This window comes from Chlorobaculum parvum NCIB 8327 (genome assembly GCF_000020505.1).
Classification (GTDB): domain Bacteria; phylum Bacteroidota; class Chlorobiia; order Chlorobiales; family Chlorobiaceae; genus Chlorobaculum; species Chlorobaculum parvum_A.
Window position 1 is genome coordinate 2,244,590 of record NC_011027.1, and the last position, 14,059, is coordinate 2,258,648.

Sequence of the window (14,059 nt, forward strand, 5' to 3'; positions counted from 1 at the left end):
AACCTCCTCAGGCGTTGACGGGTTTTGCGTCGAGCATGGCGTTGAAGTTGCGCTCCGGGCGGCCTTCCCAGTTGCGTTTGTGATAGGCGTATCCGGCGATGAGCGGCATGGCAACGGTGGCTTCGGCGAAGACCATCTGCTCGTAGACGGTATCGACCTTGCCCCACGAGCTGGCCTCCTTGAGCGTCGAGCCGGAGAGCGCGCCGTCACGTTCGTCGGCCACGGTGATCTGCACGGCGTAGGTGTGCATCGAAACATCTTCGTAGCCAAGTACCTCAGCCGCAACAACGATATCCTGCGTAAAGTTCTTCGGCACGCCGCCACCGATCATGAAGATGCCGGTCTTGTCGTTCTCGATCTTGATTTTGGTCAGCTCGCGGAAGTCCTTGACCGAGTCGATGGAGACGTGGTTGTCGGGGTTGTTCCACTGATGGTGCACCAGGCCGAAACCGGCGGAGCAGTCCGAGAAGGCCGGGCAGAAGATCGGCACGCCTTTCTCGTAAGCCTTGTAAACGATGGAGTTCTTGTCGAGCCCCTTCTCTTCGATGTATTTGCCCATCTCGACGATGAATTCGCGCGACGAGTAAGCGCCAGGCTGCATCGAGTTGGCGATGATCGCCATGGTGTCGTCGCAGACTCGAAGTTCGTCCTCGTCGATGTAGGTATCGTAGATGCGGTCGATGGCCAGCTCGCGCAGCTCGGAGTCGTCTGCGAACTGCGAGCCTTTCCAGTGCTTGAAGCCGAGCGCCTCGAAGAAGTCCTGATCGACGATGTTCGCGCCGGTCGAGACGATGGCGTCAACCATGTTGTGTTCGAGCATGTCGATGATGACCTGCTTCAGACCGGCGCTGATGAGCGAACCTGCGAGGGTAAGGATGACGGCGCACTCCTTGTCTTTCTGCATCAGATCGACGATGGAGGCTGCGCGGGCCAGGTTACGGGCCTGGAACGCCATGTCGGCCATCTCCTCGACCATCGGCACGACGTTGTGTTTGGTGATGCCGATGTGCTTGATTGGCTCTTTCAGAAATCCGGCTTTCTGCATCGAACGCTCTTCCATAGGTGTCTCCTGTACTATTTTAAATGCTTCTGTTTGATTTTGATACTGGACTGAAAAGTCGGGGAGGATTTGGTGTCTGACCATCACTCCCCCCGTCCCGAAAGCTTTCGGGACGGGGCAACATGAATGTAAGAAGGCTGAATGTCCAGAGGGCTAAAGCCCTCCTGAATGTAAAACAGGACTCTGCGTGCTTCATCACTCAACCCATCAGTTTATCTATTTCGATCCCGATTTCAATTTCGGTCGGAATCTGTTTGCCGATTTTTCACAATAAAAAAAGGAGAGCAAGCTGACTATATCACACACTCACATTACCGGATGCTGCTTCCTTCCGGACCTGACATGGTTGGGTAAGAGAATGCTGTATAGGACTTACTCTCCTAAATCTGCTATGTTCTTGTTTTTAACAGCGCCGATCAGACGGCCCGAGTAAAAACAGGCCTCTAATATAGCGCTCTGAAGTTAAAATACAAAAACAAAGCTTTTTTCTTTGTGGCAACTGTTATAACTTCGTAACCGTCCCGGAGAATCGCCTCCGGGAGCTTTGGATGGGGCGCAAAAACAGGCTCTCACATTCAGGAGGGTTTAACCTTGTGGACATTCAGAACTCTTACATTCACAATGCCCCGACTTTCAAGCCGGGGGCATTGAGCGCCACCATAACTATAGAGATTCCCTGCAAAACAGGAGCAACAAACCCGACCCATGTCGACACAAAGGATTTTAAGCGGGATGCGGCCTACCGGCAAACTGCACCTCGGCCACTACTCAGGAGCACTTGAAAACTGGATCGCGCAGCAAAACCTTCTCCAGCCCGACGGAAGCCGGGCTTACGAGACCTGCTTTCTGATCGCCGACTACCACAGCCTGACCACTTCGCTCGACACCTCGATGATCTACGAGCACTCGCTCGACATGCTGGTTGACTGGCTGGCGGCGGGCGTCGATCCGGAGAAAAGCCCGGTGTTCCGTCAGTCCCAGGTCAAGGAGCACGCCGAGCTGTTCCTGCTCTTTTCGATGCTCATCACCACCGCGCGGCTCGAACGCAACCCGACGCTCAAGGAGCAGGTGCGCGACCTGAACATGGACTCGCTGGTCTACGGCCACCTCGGCTATCCGGTGCTGCAGGCGGCGGACATCCTGCTCTACAAGGGCAATGTGGTGCCGGTGGGCGAAGATCAGATTCCGCACGTCGAGATCACCCGCGAGATCGCCCGCAAGTTCAACAGCCACTACCAGCACCCGGAGCTTGGCGACGTGTTCCCCGAACCCGCGCCGAAGATCACGAAGTTCGCGCGTCTGGTTGGTCTGGACGGCAAGGCGAAGATGTCGAAATCGCTTGGCAACACGATTTTGCTCTCGGACGGCCCTGACGAGGTGCTCGCGAAGATGCGCCCCGCCGTGACCGACACGCAGAAGGTACGCCGCAACGATCCGGGCCGCCCGGAAGTGTGCCTGGTTTACAGCTACCACCAGAAGTTCACTGGCGAGGCGCAGCTGGCCGAAATCGAGGCGGGGTGCCGCTCCGGAGCGCTCGGCTGCGTCGATTGCAAAAAGATGTGCGCGGCAAACATCTCGGCGGAGCTGGCTCCGATCCTCGAACGGCGCAAGCACTACGAAGAGCGCCCGGAGATGGTCAAGGAGATTCTGCACGAAGGCGAAAGGAAAGCGCGAAAGATCGCCGGAGAAACCATGAAAGAGGTGAGAGAGGCGATGAGCCTCGGGGAGAGCAACGCATGAAGATGACACCTGCAAACAACAGTCCGAAAGCCTTCATTTTCGATATGGATGGCGTGCTGGTCGATAACATGAGAATGCACGCCCAGTCGTGGGTCGATCTGTTCGCGGACTACGGCCTGTCGGGCCTCGATCCGGAGCGCTACCTCGTCGAAACCGCGGGCATGAAGGGCCTCGACGTTTTGCGCTACTTCCTTGATCCGTCGATTTCGCCCGAAGAGGCCGACAAGCTGACCGAGCTGAAGGATATTCTTTACCGCGTGATGAACCGCAATGACATCGTGGCGATGCCGGGCCTCGAACCGTTTCTGGAACGCGCGGCAAACGCTGGCGTCCGACTCGGCATCGGCACCGGCGCGGGGCCGAAAAACATCGACTACGTGCTCGGCCTGACCGGCCTGACGCCACGCTTCGAGGCAGTGGTCGGCGCGCACATGGTCAAGCACGGCAAGCCCCATCCGGAGACCTTCCTGCAGGTCGCCGAGCGGCTCGGAGCCGATCCGGCCAACTGCATCGTTTTCGAGGACGCCCTGCCCGGCGCGGAAGCCGCTGCCGCCGCAGGCATGAGCTGCGTGGCGGTCACGACGACCAACGCCCCCGAAGCGTTCGCCGCGTTCGACAACGTCATCACGACCATCGACCATTTCAACGGCCTCCTGCCCGAAACGCTGCTGGAGCTTAGCAGCACCGCTAAAACCATGTCTTAACGATCCATACCGATGCGAGCCTTTTTCCTCCCCTTCATTCAGGACGCCCTGCACAAAGCGGGCATCGAGACCGACAAGGAGATTCAGATCGACAAGCCGAACGACAAGAAGTTCGGCGACTTCTCGACCAACATCGCCTTCCTGCTGGCCAAGGAGGCCCGGAAAAATCCGCGAGAGTTGGCGACGCAGTTGATCGGCCTGTTCGCCTTTCCGGAAGGCACGGTGACCAAAACCGAGGTGGCGGGGCCGGGCTTCATCAACTTCCATCTCGCCCCGGCCTTCTTCATGCGCTCGGCTCAGGAAGTCCTGACGCAGGGCGAGAAGTTCGGCTGCACGGAGTCAGGCAAGGGACAGAAAGCGATTGTCGAGTACGTCAGCGCCAACCCGACCGGGCCGCTCACCATCGGGCGCGGACGCGGTGGTGTGCTGGGCGACTGCATCGCCAACCTGCTCGAAACGCAGGGCTACGAGGTGACGCGCGAGTACTACTTCAACGACGCCGGACGCCAGATGCAGATTCTGGCCGAGTCGGTGCGCTACCGCTACCTCGAAAAGTGCGGGCAGACGGTCGAGTTCCCGGAGACGCACTACCAGGGCGACTACATCGGTGAGATCGCCGGGACGCTCTTCATCGAGCACAGCGACGAACTGGCCTCATCCGATGAACTTGGCATCTTCAAGGAGACGGCCGAAGCGGTCATCTTCAGCTCCATCCGCAGAACGCTTGAGCGCATCGGCATCACGCATGACTCGTTCTTCAACGAGCACACACTCTATCAGTGGAACGAGGGGGAAGCATCCGGCAACCAGAAGGTGATCGATGCGCTCGAAGCAAAAGACTTCATCGGACGGTATGACGGCGCGACCTGGTTTATGACCACCAAGCTCGGCCAGGAGAAGGACAAGGTGCTCATCAAATCCTCCGGCGACCCAAGCTACCGCCTGCCCGACATCGCCTACCACGTCACCAAGTTCGAGCGCGGCTTCGACCTCATGGTGAACGTCTTCGGCGCGGATCACATCGACGAGTATCCCGACGTGCTCGAAGCGCTGAAAATTCTCGGCTACGACGCCTCCAAGGTCAAGATCGCCATCAACCAGTTCGTCACCACCACCGTCGGTGGCCAGACGGTCAAGATGTCCACCCGCAAGGGCAACGCCGACCTGCTCGACGACCTCATCGAGGATGTCGGTGCGGACGCCACGCGCCTCTTCTTCATCATGCGCAGCAAGGATTCGCACCTGAACTTCGATGTCGAGCTGGCTAAAAAGCAGTCGAAAGACAACCCTGTCTTCTACCTCCAGTACGCCCACGCAAGGATTTGCAGCCTCGTGCGTCTTGCCGAAAAAGAGGTCGGCTTCGACGAAGCTGCGGCCACTGGCGCTAGCCTGCCGCTGCTCGACAGCGAACCGGAGATCGACCTCGCCTCCGCGCTGCTCGACTTCCCGGATGTCATCCAATCCTGCCTGCGCCTGCTCGAACCGCAGAAGATGGTCGAGTACCTGCACACGGTCGCCGAGCGCTACCACAAGTTCTATCAGGAGTGCCCGATCCTGAAAGCGGACGAAAACATCCGCACGGCGCGGCTTGAGCTGTCACTCACGGTGCGTCAGGTGCTGCGCAACGGCTTCAGAATTCTGGGAATTTCCGCGCCGGAATCGATGTAAGGAGACGGGACGAAAAGGCGGGCTCAGGAACGATAGAGCCCGTGCTCCGCAATGTAGTGGTTGATCGATGGGGGGACAAGCTGGGAAACCGGCTGCCCGGCTGCGACAAGCCGCCGGATCTCTGTAGCGGAAACCGGCATATCGAAATCGATACGGCGTACCGGCAAGTGAAGTGCTTCCGCATCATGCTGGCAATTTTCATAGCCTTCACGCCCGAAATAGACGATCTGGCAGAGCCTGGGAATTTCCGATGCAGCCTTCCACTGGCCCATCTGCCGGTAACTGTCCTCACCTACCAGCAGCAGCAATTCATCGTCGGGATAGAGATCGGCGATATGGCGAAGCAGATCGACCGTGTACGAAGGCCCATCCGTCTCCAGTTCCCACGAGCTTGATTCGGCAAACCGGCCTGCGGCGTTGACTTCATCCGTCAGAAGCCGGGCCATCGAGACCCGGTCGTCATCCGAAGCGTGAGCGCCGGTTTTGAAGGGATTTCGCGATACCGAAACAATGAGTCGGTCAAGCCGAAGCAGCTCCCTCGCAAACAGGCACATGGCCAGATGGCCGTTGTGTGGAGGGTCGAAACTTCCGCCGAAAATCCCAGTTCGCACTACTTCGATTCAGGATTGCGCGCCTCGGAGAAGTGCTCCATAACCTTCTTGTAGGAAGCCTCAACCTCTTTGCTGTTATCGGGATACAGCTGCTGAAAGCGCTCGATGGTCTGGCGGGCCTCAAACCACTTGTTGCGCCTGATGTTTGTATCGACCTTGCCAAGCCATGCCGACTTGACCCACTTCGTATCGGGATACTGATTGATGACAACATCGAAGTAAATATCGGCTGCGCGGTACTTTTTCAGCCTGACATACTGAAGGGCAATCGAATAGCGGTTATGCGCAAGTTTGTCCCTCAGCTTCAGTATAGCCGATTTACTGTAGCTGGCTGGCGCTCCATTCGAAAGCTGAGCCATCGCCTCGTCGTATTTGGCTTTGTACGAAGCGTTTGTCGGATTGACCTTCAGCAGCTCTTTGTACAGTTCTGCATCGCTTTGCGCCTGGGCTGAATCATCGAGCGGATATTCATCCAGATAGGTGGAGAACTCGTTGATCGCCTTGACCGTGTACTCCTGATCGAGCTCATAAAAAGGGGAGAGCTGCTCGTACGACTTGGCAAGCTCGAACTGAGCACTCTTTGCAAAAGGAGAGTCCGGGGTCTGCTGCAACAGGCGGCGATACATGTCCGCAGCAAGCAGGTACTGCTTCTTCTGGTAATAGGAATTGGCCAGCGAATGGAGGACGTCATCTTCCAGATTGGTCGCCCGGGTCGAAAAGAGCAGGGATTCAAGCACGACAATGGCTTTGTCATACTTTTTTCTGTCAATCAGCTCCGTAGCCCGCTGGTATTGGCTTTCAGCCTGAGAAACTGTTGAAACCTGCTCGGCCGGCAACTTCGAGGAAGAACAGGCAGATAAACTTATGGCGATACAAAAGAGACCTGGCAGAATCTTGCGTAACGGCTTTCTCTTAACCGATTGAGACATAACGACTCCCTTAGAGCAAATGAATGAATGACAAACAGGTTGGCTGTGCTTTCCAACCGACAGGCGACCGGCACCCGGGAAAATTCATACCGAAGCGAAGCTGGAAAACGTGAACAGGGGCGCAGCGGCGTTCTGTCAGGACTCGGCCATTGACGGCATACCGAAGCTGTCGAGACAGTTCCAGGCTCCGTCTGAAAGAAAATCCGGCAAATCTCCTTCGATGATCGAGAGCAAAAACAGGTACCATTCATGCCGGGTTGTGGAGCTTAGGGGAGTCGAACCCCTGACCTTCTCATTGCGAACGAGACGCTCTACCAACTGAGCTAAAGCCCCGGAATGCAATCACATGCTGTGACCATTGCATCAAGCTAACCAATATATTTTTTTAGCAGCACAAAAAAAAGCCTGCTCGATGGCAGGCTTTTTCAAACTCTTTCTTTCAGATCTCAGGCCGGCTCGGCAATGAGCGAGGACTTGAGAAGCTGAAGCTGATGCTGGATACTTCCATCGAGAATCGTATCACCGATCTTGACAGTCACGCCACCGATGAGTTTTTCATCAAGGGACATCTTGGCCCGAATTTTTTTGCCGGTACGGATCGAAAGACCATTAACCAGTTCCTTGGCCTGTTCGTCACTGAGTTTGACGGCGCTTTTCACATCGGCGTTGATCACACCGTTACGCTCGTCAAGCAGTGAGCTAAATTCAGTAATCACGGTCGGCAGAAGATTTGCGCGCTTCTTGTGAGCGAGCAGCTTGATGAAAATCATCGTCTTTTCACCAACCTCTTTGCCGAAGATTTCTTCGAGAATGCGTGATTTGAGATCGACATTGATCAGCGGGCTTCTCAGTGCCAGCAATAATTCACGGCTGCCGCTGAGAACCTCCTGGATTTTCAACAGGTCTTCGGTGACCGTATCCAGAAAATTGGCCTCAATGGCCACCTCGAGCAAAGCCAATGCGTATCTGCGGCTTGCAATTGCACTTGACATAGTTCCGAATGTTTATCAGTTACGCTTGGCTGCCATTTCATTGATCATGTCGTTGACCACGGCCTTCTGCTTGTCAGCATCGAGCGTGGTACGAATGATCTTCTCGGCACCCTTCACCGCCATATCGGCGACCTCGTTGCGGAGCACGTCGAGTGCACGACGCTTCTCCTGCTCGATCTCCTCTTTTGCGGCGGCGATCATCTTCTGGGACTCGACCTGCGCCTTCTCGGTCAGCTCGGAGCGAACCTTGTCGGCATACTCTTTGCCTTCCCGGATGATTTTGTCGGCCTCTGCATCTGCCTTGGCCAGCATTTCCTTGTTTTTCTTCAGAATGGATTCGGCTTCCTCTTTGGCCGTGTGTGCACGGTCAATGGCTGACTGAATTCCCTTTTCGCGCTCTTCGAGCATCGAAACGATCGGTCCCCATGCAATTTTTTTCAGAATGACCAGCACGATCACAAAGGTGACGGCAGTCCAGAAGATAAGACCCGGATTCGGAGAGAGAAGCCCGCCACTGAGAAGAATAATCCCTGACGTTAACATGAACGCTGTTCTTTAACAGATTGATAAAATCCGTCTGCAGCCTTTCAAAAAAGCACCGCAGACGGCTTAAGCTTTTGGCAACGCTGTATTACTTCAAGGCGAGAAGCACGCAGATAACCTCACCGAACAGTGCGACACCTTCGATAAGAGCAGCCGCGATGATCATCGTGGTACGAATATCAGAGGTAGCCTCAGGCTGACGGGCGGTGCCTTCAGCTGCGGAAGCAGCGATATTGCCGATGCCAAGACCTGCACCGATAACTGCCAGACCGGCGCCGACACCGGCACCCAAGTAACCCAAACCCATTCCTTCCATCTTTAAATTGCCTCCGTGGATGTTTTGTTTTAAAAGTGAATGCTACTCTTTGTAGCGGTTCAAAAAGAAAAAATTCTGTGTTGACTGATAGCCGCTCGTGTCAGGAGTCAGGCGAACCTGCCAAGCCCGGCTCAGTGATGACCGGAAGCTTCAAGCTCGTGGCTGTCATGGCTCTCATGAGCCGTAGCCAGACCGATGAACAGCGCCGAGAGCATCGTGAAAACAAATGCCTGCAGGAATGCAACAAATATTTCAAGCAGATAGATGAAGATCGCGAACGGAACCGATACGGCAGCCGCCACAATATAGCTTTCCAGAATGAAGCTGATAAAAATAAGACTGAGAATGATGATGTGACCTGCGGTCATGTTCGCGAAAAGACGAATGGTCAGTGCGACCGGTTTCGTGAACTGTCCGATGATTTCGATCGGAATCATAATGATCCAGAGCGACCAGTGCGTGCCCGCCGTCAAATGTTTGACATATCCTCCGACGCCAAGCTCCTTGAAAGCAGCAATCTGGGTGATAAAGAAGGTGAAAATCGAAAGGGCAAGAGTAACGTTGATATTGCCGGTAGCAGTAGCACCGTAGGGAATCAGACCGAGAAGGTTACAAACGAGGATAAAGAAAAACACTGAGATGAGATACGGAAGGTGCTTCTCGTAACCGTGCCCGATATTCGATTTGGCGACATCGAGGCGGATAAAATCAACGAGCGCCTCCATGACGTTGGCAATACCGCTGGGAGCCTGCTTGACCGATATTTTTTTGACTCCGGCACCGGCAGCCGCACCGACAAGGATCAGAATAACGGCTGCGACCCACATCATCACCACATGCTTGGTGATCGAAATATCGAGTGAGCCGAGCTGAAGATGCGGAAGTTCGATTTCGCCGAAAGGCTCGAAGGCAAGCACATTGCTATCCTGAACGTGATGCATGATCACATCACCGGCCTTCTCCTCATGCCCTTCGACAGCCGATTCATGAGCGGTTTCGACGTGAGTCCCTGCTGCATTATGTACTTCTACCGGAGCGTGAACCTCGGCAGGAGCGGCAGCTGCGGGCAGCGATTCATGAGCAGACATATCTTCCTGCACCGGATTGGCGCACACGAGACTGTTCAGACTCAGGAGAACAGGCACAATCAGTGCCAGAATTTTCGAATTCGCTTTAACTCGCATACCGGCTTGTCAGTTTCTTGCAGCGTTTTTTTTCTGTTGGTTTTTTTTCTGATAAGCGAGAACCTCGATTACCAGATACATGCAGTAGAAGGTGATGAAGGATACGACAAAATCGATGGGCTTGACGAGACCAAGCAGATTGATGACCAGCACCAGCGCCATGACCACCAGAAGCCTGAGTGCAACTCCGCCGAACACGACCAGCGTGAAAACCTTGGATTCCTTCTCAAAAGCATATTCAAAGAGCAGATAGCCTACCAGGCTATTGAGGATAACCATGAGCCAGGCAACGAAAACCGAGCCCATGTCGACCGGGTAACTTGCAGCTCCCCAGTACACAACCCCCCATAAAATGACGGACAAGATAAATAACTTTATAAGAAAATCAAACAACGGCTTCATATCCGTAGATCCTTTTCATGATTTCCGCGTTGCTGCTGGTTGAGGTCATGGTTGCGATTGGCTTTCCGGACGATCTTCATGAGCACAAGTCCCATGCCGACCATCCCGACAAGCACTCCGGCAAGCATCAGCAGCGGCGAGGTGCCGAGTTTCGAATCGCCCCAGTAACCGAGGAACACGAAAAAAGCGAAACTTGCCGCAATCTGCACGCCGACGCCAAGATAATCCGACATCGCCCTGACCGATCTGCCAAACTGGTCGGGGAATTTATCCTTTTTTCTGTCATAAACCATCACAATCCTCCCCTTTGCCATCAAAACGAAAACTGAAACCCGCCGATCGCCGTCAGGAACGGGAATCCGTCATCACGTCGCGATATACATTCCAGGTCGATTCGACGAGCGTATCGAGATCGCTGTACTGTGGCATCCAGCCCAGCAGTTCACGCGCCTTGGCCGAAGTGGCCACAAGTACCGGCGGATCCCCCGGCCTGCGCTCCACCACCCGGGCAGGAATCGGCTGGCCGGTGATGCAGCGGGAAGCGTCGAGCATCTCGAAAACAGTCACCCCGGTCTCGCTGCCAAGATTGACCGAAAGACTACTCCCGGTCTGGAGGACCTTTTCGAACGCCAACACATGAGCAACCGCCAGATCGTTGACGTGGATGTAATCACGAATACAGGTTCCATCCCGCGTATCGTAATCATCGCCGAACACCAGCAACTCCTTGCGCATTCCCACGGCAGTCTCCATAACGAGCGGCAGCAGATTGGCCGTGGTCAGCTCAAACCCCCTGACCCTTCCGCGGACGTCGTAGCCCGCGGCATTGAAATACCTGACCGAGGCGAATTTCAAGCCTTTCAGCTGGTCGTACCACTCCAGCATCCGCTCGATCTCGAGCTTGGTAAAGCCGTAGTAGTTGGTCGGATCTTTGGGATGATTTTCGTCTATCGGCAGATAAGCCGGATTACCGAAAATGGCTGCGGATGAAGAGAAGAGAAAGCAGCGAATTCCGCTTGCCGCTGCTGCGTTGATCACCGAAACGGCACCGCAGATATTGGTTGTCGAAAACTTCTCGGGCTTGACCATCGACTCGCCCGCCGCTTTCAGGCCCGCCAGGTGCACGCAACCGTCAAAGCCGCGCTCCATGACTGACGAAACCGCTTCGGTATCGAGAATATCACCGAAAACAAACTCCGCCTCCTCGAACAGGTTCATTTCACGACCCGTCGAAAGATTGTCGAACACCGTCACCTGGTAGCCACGATCGAGAAACTCACGAGCCACATGACTACCGATATAACCAGCACCGCCGATAACGAGAATCTTCATAGCCGGAACGCAAGGTTGTGAGTTTCGGGAAAGCCAAAGATAACACTTCCTGACGGAAAAAGAGCGGAAAGATCATGCCGGGAAAAGCCCTGCACTGCATCCTCATGCTCGCTTGGAACTGCCTGATGAAATGCACAACTTCAAATCAGAGGCTGATACTCATTACAGCGCCTGAACCAACTCCTGCAAACCATCGAGCAAAAAATCATGCCTAAGAGCTCTGGAATAACTCCGCTTCGACCATCAATTTTCAACGGCATTGCGGGGCTTGTGGCGCTTCAGACGACCCGCATGGGAGGCATGAGTGCTGCGCCGATGGAGTCGCTGAATTTCGGGACGCATGTCGGAGACGATCCGGAGTGTGTGCGGGAGAATGAGCAGCGGCTTTGCGCTTTTCTGGGGATCAGCCCCGGGAGCATCGTGACGACCGGGCAGGTGCATGGCACGGAGATTGCCATCGTCACAAAACCGGGCAAGCTCGATGGATATGACGCGCTTATCACCAATACCCCTGGAATCTTCGTCGGTATCCTGACCGCCGATTGCTATCCGATTTTGATCCACGACCGCCGGACGGGAGCCTGCGGCGCAGCACATGCAGGATGGCAGGGCACGGCAGGTCGCATCGCCGAAAAGACGGTCGAAGCCATGAGCGAAGCATTCGGAAGCCGTCCGGAGGATTGCCTCGCCTGGGTCGGCACCGGCATTTCAAGCGAACGCTACGAAATAGGCGCGGAAGTAGCGGCCCGTTTCGAGCACAGCTACTTCAAGCCATCGCCATCCGGCGAAGGGCGGAAACTGCTCGATCTCTCGGCGGCGAACCGCGACCAGCTTCTCGAAGCGGGCATCCCGCCGTCGCAGGTGCAGTGCTCGGAGTTCTGCTCATACCGGGACGCCGACCGATTCTTCTCCTACCGCCGAGACAACGGCAAAACCGGTCGGATGCTCGCGCTGATCGGGCTCAGGACCTCTTCAACCCCCTGACGGCCACCAGCATGGTGCCGAGTTTTTCTTCGAGGGCCTGAAGGGCGGCGATGTCGTCCGGGTTGAGGTCATCCGATACGACATCGTAGGTGGAGAACGAAAGCAGGGTTTTGCCGAGCTTCTGTTCGAGGGAACGAATCTCTTCGAGTTGCTCAGAGGTGAGTTTGGACAGGCTGGATAACATGATGCATCTCCTTATTATGCGCCGGGTGACGCCGTTAAACGATTCTGAGGGAATCCAGAGAACATCCCGCCCTGAAGAGCGGTGAATTTATTGGCCTCGCTGTTGGTTAACAGCTCTTTTTGGTCTAAATTGGCAATTCTAAATAAAGTGCGCCGGCACTTCCGTTTTTTACCCGTCTCTTATTCTAATAAAGACAATTATCGACAATGAGCAACAATGACCTCCTGAACTACTACCACAGGGCCAACGAGCTGGTCTTCAAGGGCCTCATCGAGTTCAGCTGCATGAAAGCCGCTATCGAACTTGACCTTTTCAGCCACATGGCCGAAGGGCCCAAGGACCTCGCAACGCTGGCTGCCGATACCGCTTCGGTGCCGCCCCGTCTCGAAATGCTCCTTGAGACACTCCGCCAGATGCGCGTCATTAAACTTGAGGATGGAAAGTGGTCATTGACCGAGTTCGCAGAAGTACATGTTCTCCCCGAACCCGAAAGAGCCGAACCTGCATCAGACCCCGGTTGCCAAGGCGATGGCGTTCCTTGCCGATGATTTCTACATGGGCCTTGCCGACGCCGTTAGGGGCCAGAAGAACTTCAAGGGCCAGGTGCCCTATCCGCCGGTTACCCGCGAAGATAACCTCTACTTCGAGGAAATTCACCGCAGTAATGCAAAGTTCGCTATCCAGCTCCTGCTCGAAGAGGCCAAGCTCGACGGCGTCAAGAAGATGATCGACGTCGGCGGCGGCATCGGCGACATCTCCGCTGCCATGCTCAAGCACTTCCCGGAACTCGATTCGACGATTCTGAACCTGCCCGGCGCCATCGATCTGGTCAATGAAAACGCCGCCGAGAAGGGCGTAGCCGATCGTCTTCGCGGCATCGCCGTCGATATTTACAAAGAGGACTACCCGGAAACCGACGCGGTCATGTTCTGCCGTATCCTCTACTCGGCAAACGAGCAGCTCTCGACCATCATGTGCAAAAAGGCGTTTGACGCCATGCAGTCCGGCGGTCGTCTGCTGATTCTCGACATGGTGATCGACGATCCGGAAAACCCGAACTTCGACTACCTGAGCCACTACATCCTCGGCGCTGGAATGCCTTTCTCGGTGCTCGGCTTCAAGGAGCAGGCCCGCTACAAGGAGATTCTCGAAAGCCTCGGCTACAAGGATGTCACCATGGTGCGCAAGTACGACCACCTGCTCGTTCAGGCTGTGAAGCCGTAAGAGCTCGGAGGGCAAGAGATTCCATTACTTGATCCTTCGCTGAAAAGGCTGCCTCATCGGGCAGCCTTTTCTCGTTAGATGATGGGGACAAAGGAACCATTTCCTGGATGCCCAAGAGCAATAGGGCAGGCGCGAGACCTGCCCCTACAAAACCACCAATCAACGGCAGCGCGGCAAATTCCCCCA

15 protein-coding genes, 1 tRNA gene, 1 other RNA gene and 1 pseudogene are annotated in these 14,059 nt (G+C 55.3%); 5 read left to right on the forward strand and 13 right to left on the reverse strand.

Annotation, left to right across the window (positions count from 1 at the left end; all coding sequences use genetic code 11):
- Window positions 1-7: 7 nt before the first annotated feature.
- Entirely contained in the window at window positions 8-1,060 is a 1,053-nt protein-coding gene (locus CPAR_RS10345) for a 1,9-bis(guanidino)-5-aza-nonane synthase (protein ID WP_012503263.1), read from the reverse strand.
- A 279-nt stretch (window positions 1,061-1,339) separates the two neighbouring features.
- An RNA gene (gene ffs, locus CPAR_RS10700) (signal recognition particle sRNA small type) lies at window positions 1,340-1,438 on the reverse strand.
- 327 nt (window positions 1,439-1,765) lie between these two features.
- On the opposite strand from ffs, the gene trpS reads away from it, so the two are divergent.
- The 3 genes from trpS to argS are packed head-to-tail and all read left to right on the forward strand — an operon-like array spanning window position 1,766 to window position 5,172.
- Complete coding sequence (gene trpS, locus CPAR_RS10350) at window positions 1,766-2,800, forward strand: tryptophan--tRNA ligase (protein ID WP_041466199.1); 1,035 nt, start codon at window positions 1,766-1,768, stop codon at window positions 2,798-2,800.
- Window positions 2,797-3,504, forward strand: a complete 708-nt coding sequence (locus CPAR_RS10355; RefSeq protein WP_012503265.1) for a beta-phosphoglucomutase family hydrolase — start codon at window positions 2,797-2,799, stop codon at window positions 3,502-3,504. The genes trpS and CPAR_RS10355 overlap by 4 nt, the downstream gene beginning before the upstream one ends.
- A gap of 12 nt (window positions 3,505-3,516) precedes the next feature.
- Complete coding sequence (argS, locus tag CPAR_RS10360) at window positions 3,517-5,172, forward strand: arginine--tRNA ligase (RefSeq protein WP_012503266.1); 1,656 nt, start codon at window positions 3,517-3,519, stop codon at window positions 5,170-5,172.
- Between the two features lie 23 nt (window positions 5,173-5,195).
- Here argS and nadD read toward each other — a convergent pair whose 3' ends face one another.
- The 10 genes from nadD to galE form a co-directional block, all read right to left on the reverse strand.
- Complete coding sequence (gene nadD / locus CPAR_RS10365) at window positions 5,196-5,783, reverse strand: nicotinate (nicotinamide) nucleotide adenylyltransferase (RefSeq protein ID WP_012503267.1); 588 nt, start codon at window positions 5,781-5,783, stop codon at window positions 5,196-5,198.
- The gene (locus CPAR_RS10370) at window positions 5,783-6,520 is read right to left on the reverse strand and encodes an outer membrane protein assembly factor BamD (RefSeq protein WP_232203909.1); all 738 of its coding nucleotides are present in this window, start codon (window positions 6,518-6,520) and stop codon (window positions 5,783-5,785) included. Before CPAR_RS10370 ends, nadD begins: the two co-directional genes overlap by 1 nt.
- A gap of 452 nt (window positions 6,521-6,972) precedes the next feature.
- Window positions 6,973-7,045 (reverse strand) — tRNA-Ala (locus CPAR_RS10375).
- 113 nt (window positions 7,046-7,158) lie between these two features.
- Window positions 7,159-7,704, reverse strand: a complete 546-nt coding sequence (gene atpH, locus CPAR_RS10380; protein WP_012503269.1) for an ATP synthase F1 subunit delta — start codon at window positions 7,702-7,704, stop codon at window positions 7,159-7,161.
- Window positions 7,705-7,719: 15 nt separating this feature from the next.
- Window positions 7,720-8,247 carry a F0F1 ATP synthase subunit B gene (locus tag CPAR_RS10385; RefSeq protein WP_012503270.1) on the reverse strand — a complete coding sequence of 176 codons (528 nt, stop codon included), beginning with the start codon at window positions 8,245-8,247 and terminating at the stop codon, window positions 7,720-7,722.
- Window positions 8,248-8,335: 88 nt separating this feature from the next.
- Window positions 8,336-8,563 (reverse strand): ATP synthase F0 subunit C, encoded by a 228-nt coding sequence (gene atpE / locus CPAR_RS10390; RefSeq protein ID WP_012503271.1) that lies wholly within the window; start codon window positions 8,561-8,563, stop codon window positions 8,336-8,338.
- A 131-nt stretch (window positions 8,564-8,694) separates the two neighbouring features.
- Entirely contained in the window at window positions 8,695-9,747 is a 1,053-nt protein-coding gene (locus CPAR_RS10395; protein WP_012503272.1) for a F0F1 ATP synthase subunit A, read from the reverse strand.
- Window positions 9,748-9,756: 9 nt separating this feature from the next.
- A complete protein-coding gene (locus tag CPAR_RS10400; RefSeq protein ID WP_012503273.1) occupies window positions 9,757-10,149 on the reverse strand; it encodes a hypothetical protein in 393 nt (130 codons plus the stop codon).
- Window positions 10,146-10,442 carry an AtpZ/AtpI family protein gene (locus CPAR_RS10405; protein ID WP_012503274.1) on the reverse strand — a complete coding sequence of 99 codons (297 nt, stop codon included), beginning with the start codon at window positions 10,440-10,442 and terminating at the stop codon, window positions 10,146-10,148. The genes CPAR_RS10400 and CPAR_RS10405 overlap by 4 nt, the downstream gene beginning before the upstream one ends.
- 52 nt (window positions 10,443-10,494) lie before the next feature.
- Entirely contained in the window at window positions 10,495-11,481 is a 987-nt protein-coding gene (galE, locus tag CPAR_RS10410) for a UDP-glucose 4-epimerase GalE (RefSeq protein ID WP_012503275.1), read from the reverse strand.
- A 207-nt stretch (window positions 11,482-11,688) separates the two neighbouring features.
- Between galE and pgeF the strand changes: the two genes are divergently transcribed.
- The gene (gene pgeF, locus CPAR_RS10415) at window positions 11,689-12,465 is read left to right on the forward strand and encodes a peptidoglycan editing factor PgeF (protein ID WP_012503276.1); all 777 of its coding nucleotides are present in this window, start codon (window positions 11,689-11,691) and stop codon (window positions 12,463-12,465) included.
- On the opposite strand, the gene CPAR_RS10420 is transcribed toward pgeF, so the two are convergent.
- Window positions 12,443-12,649, reverse strand: coding sequence for a hypothetical protein (locus tag CPAR_RS10420; RefSeq protein ID WP_012503277.1), 207 nt, complete (start codon window positions 12,647-12,649; stop codon window positions 12,443-12,445). The two genes, pgeF and CPAR_RS10420, sit on opposite strands and share 23 nt — an antisense overlap.
- 206 nt (window positions 12,650-12,855) lie before the next feature.
- On the opposite strand from CPAR_RS10420, the pseudogene bchU reads away from it, so the two are divergent.
- A pseudogene (gene bchU, locus CPAR_RS10425) lies at window positions 12,856-13,873 on the forward strand (bacteriochlorophyllide d C-20 methyltransferase BchU).
- Window positions 13,874-14,059: the final 186 nt, after the last annotated feature.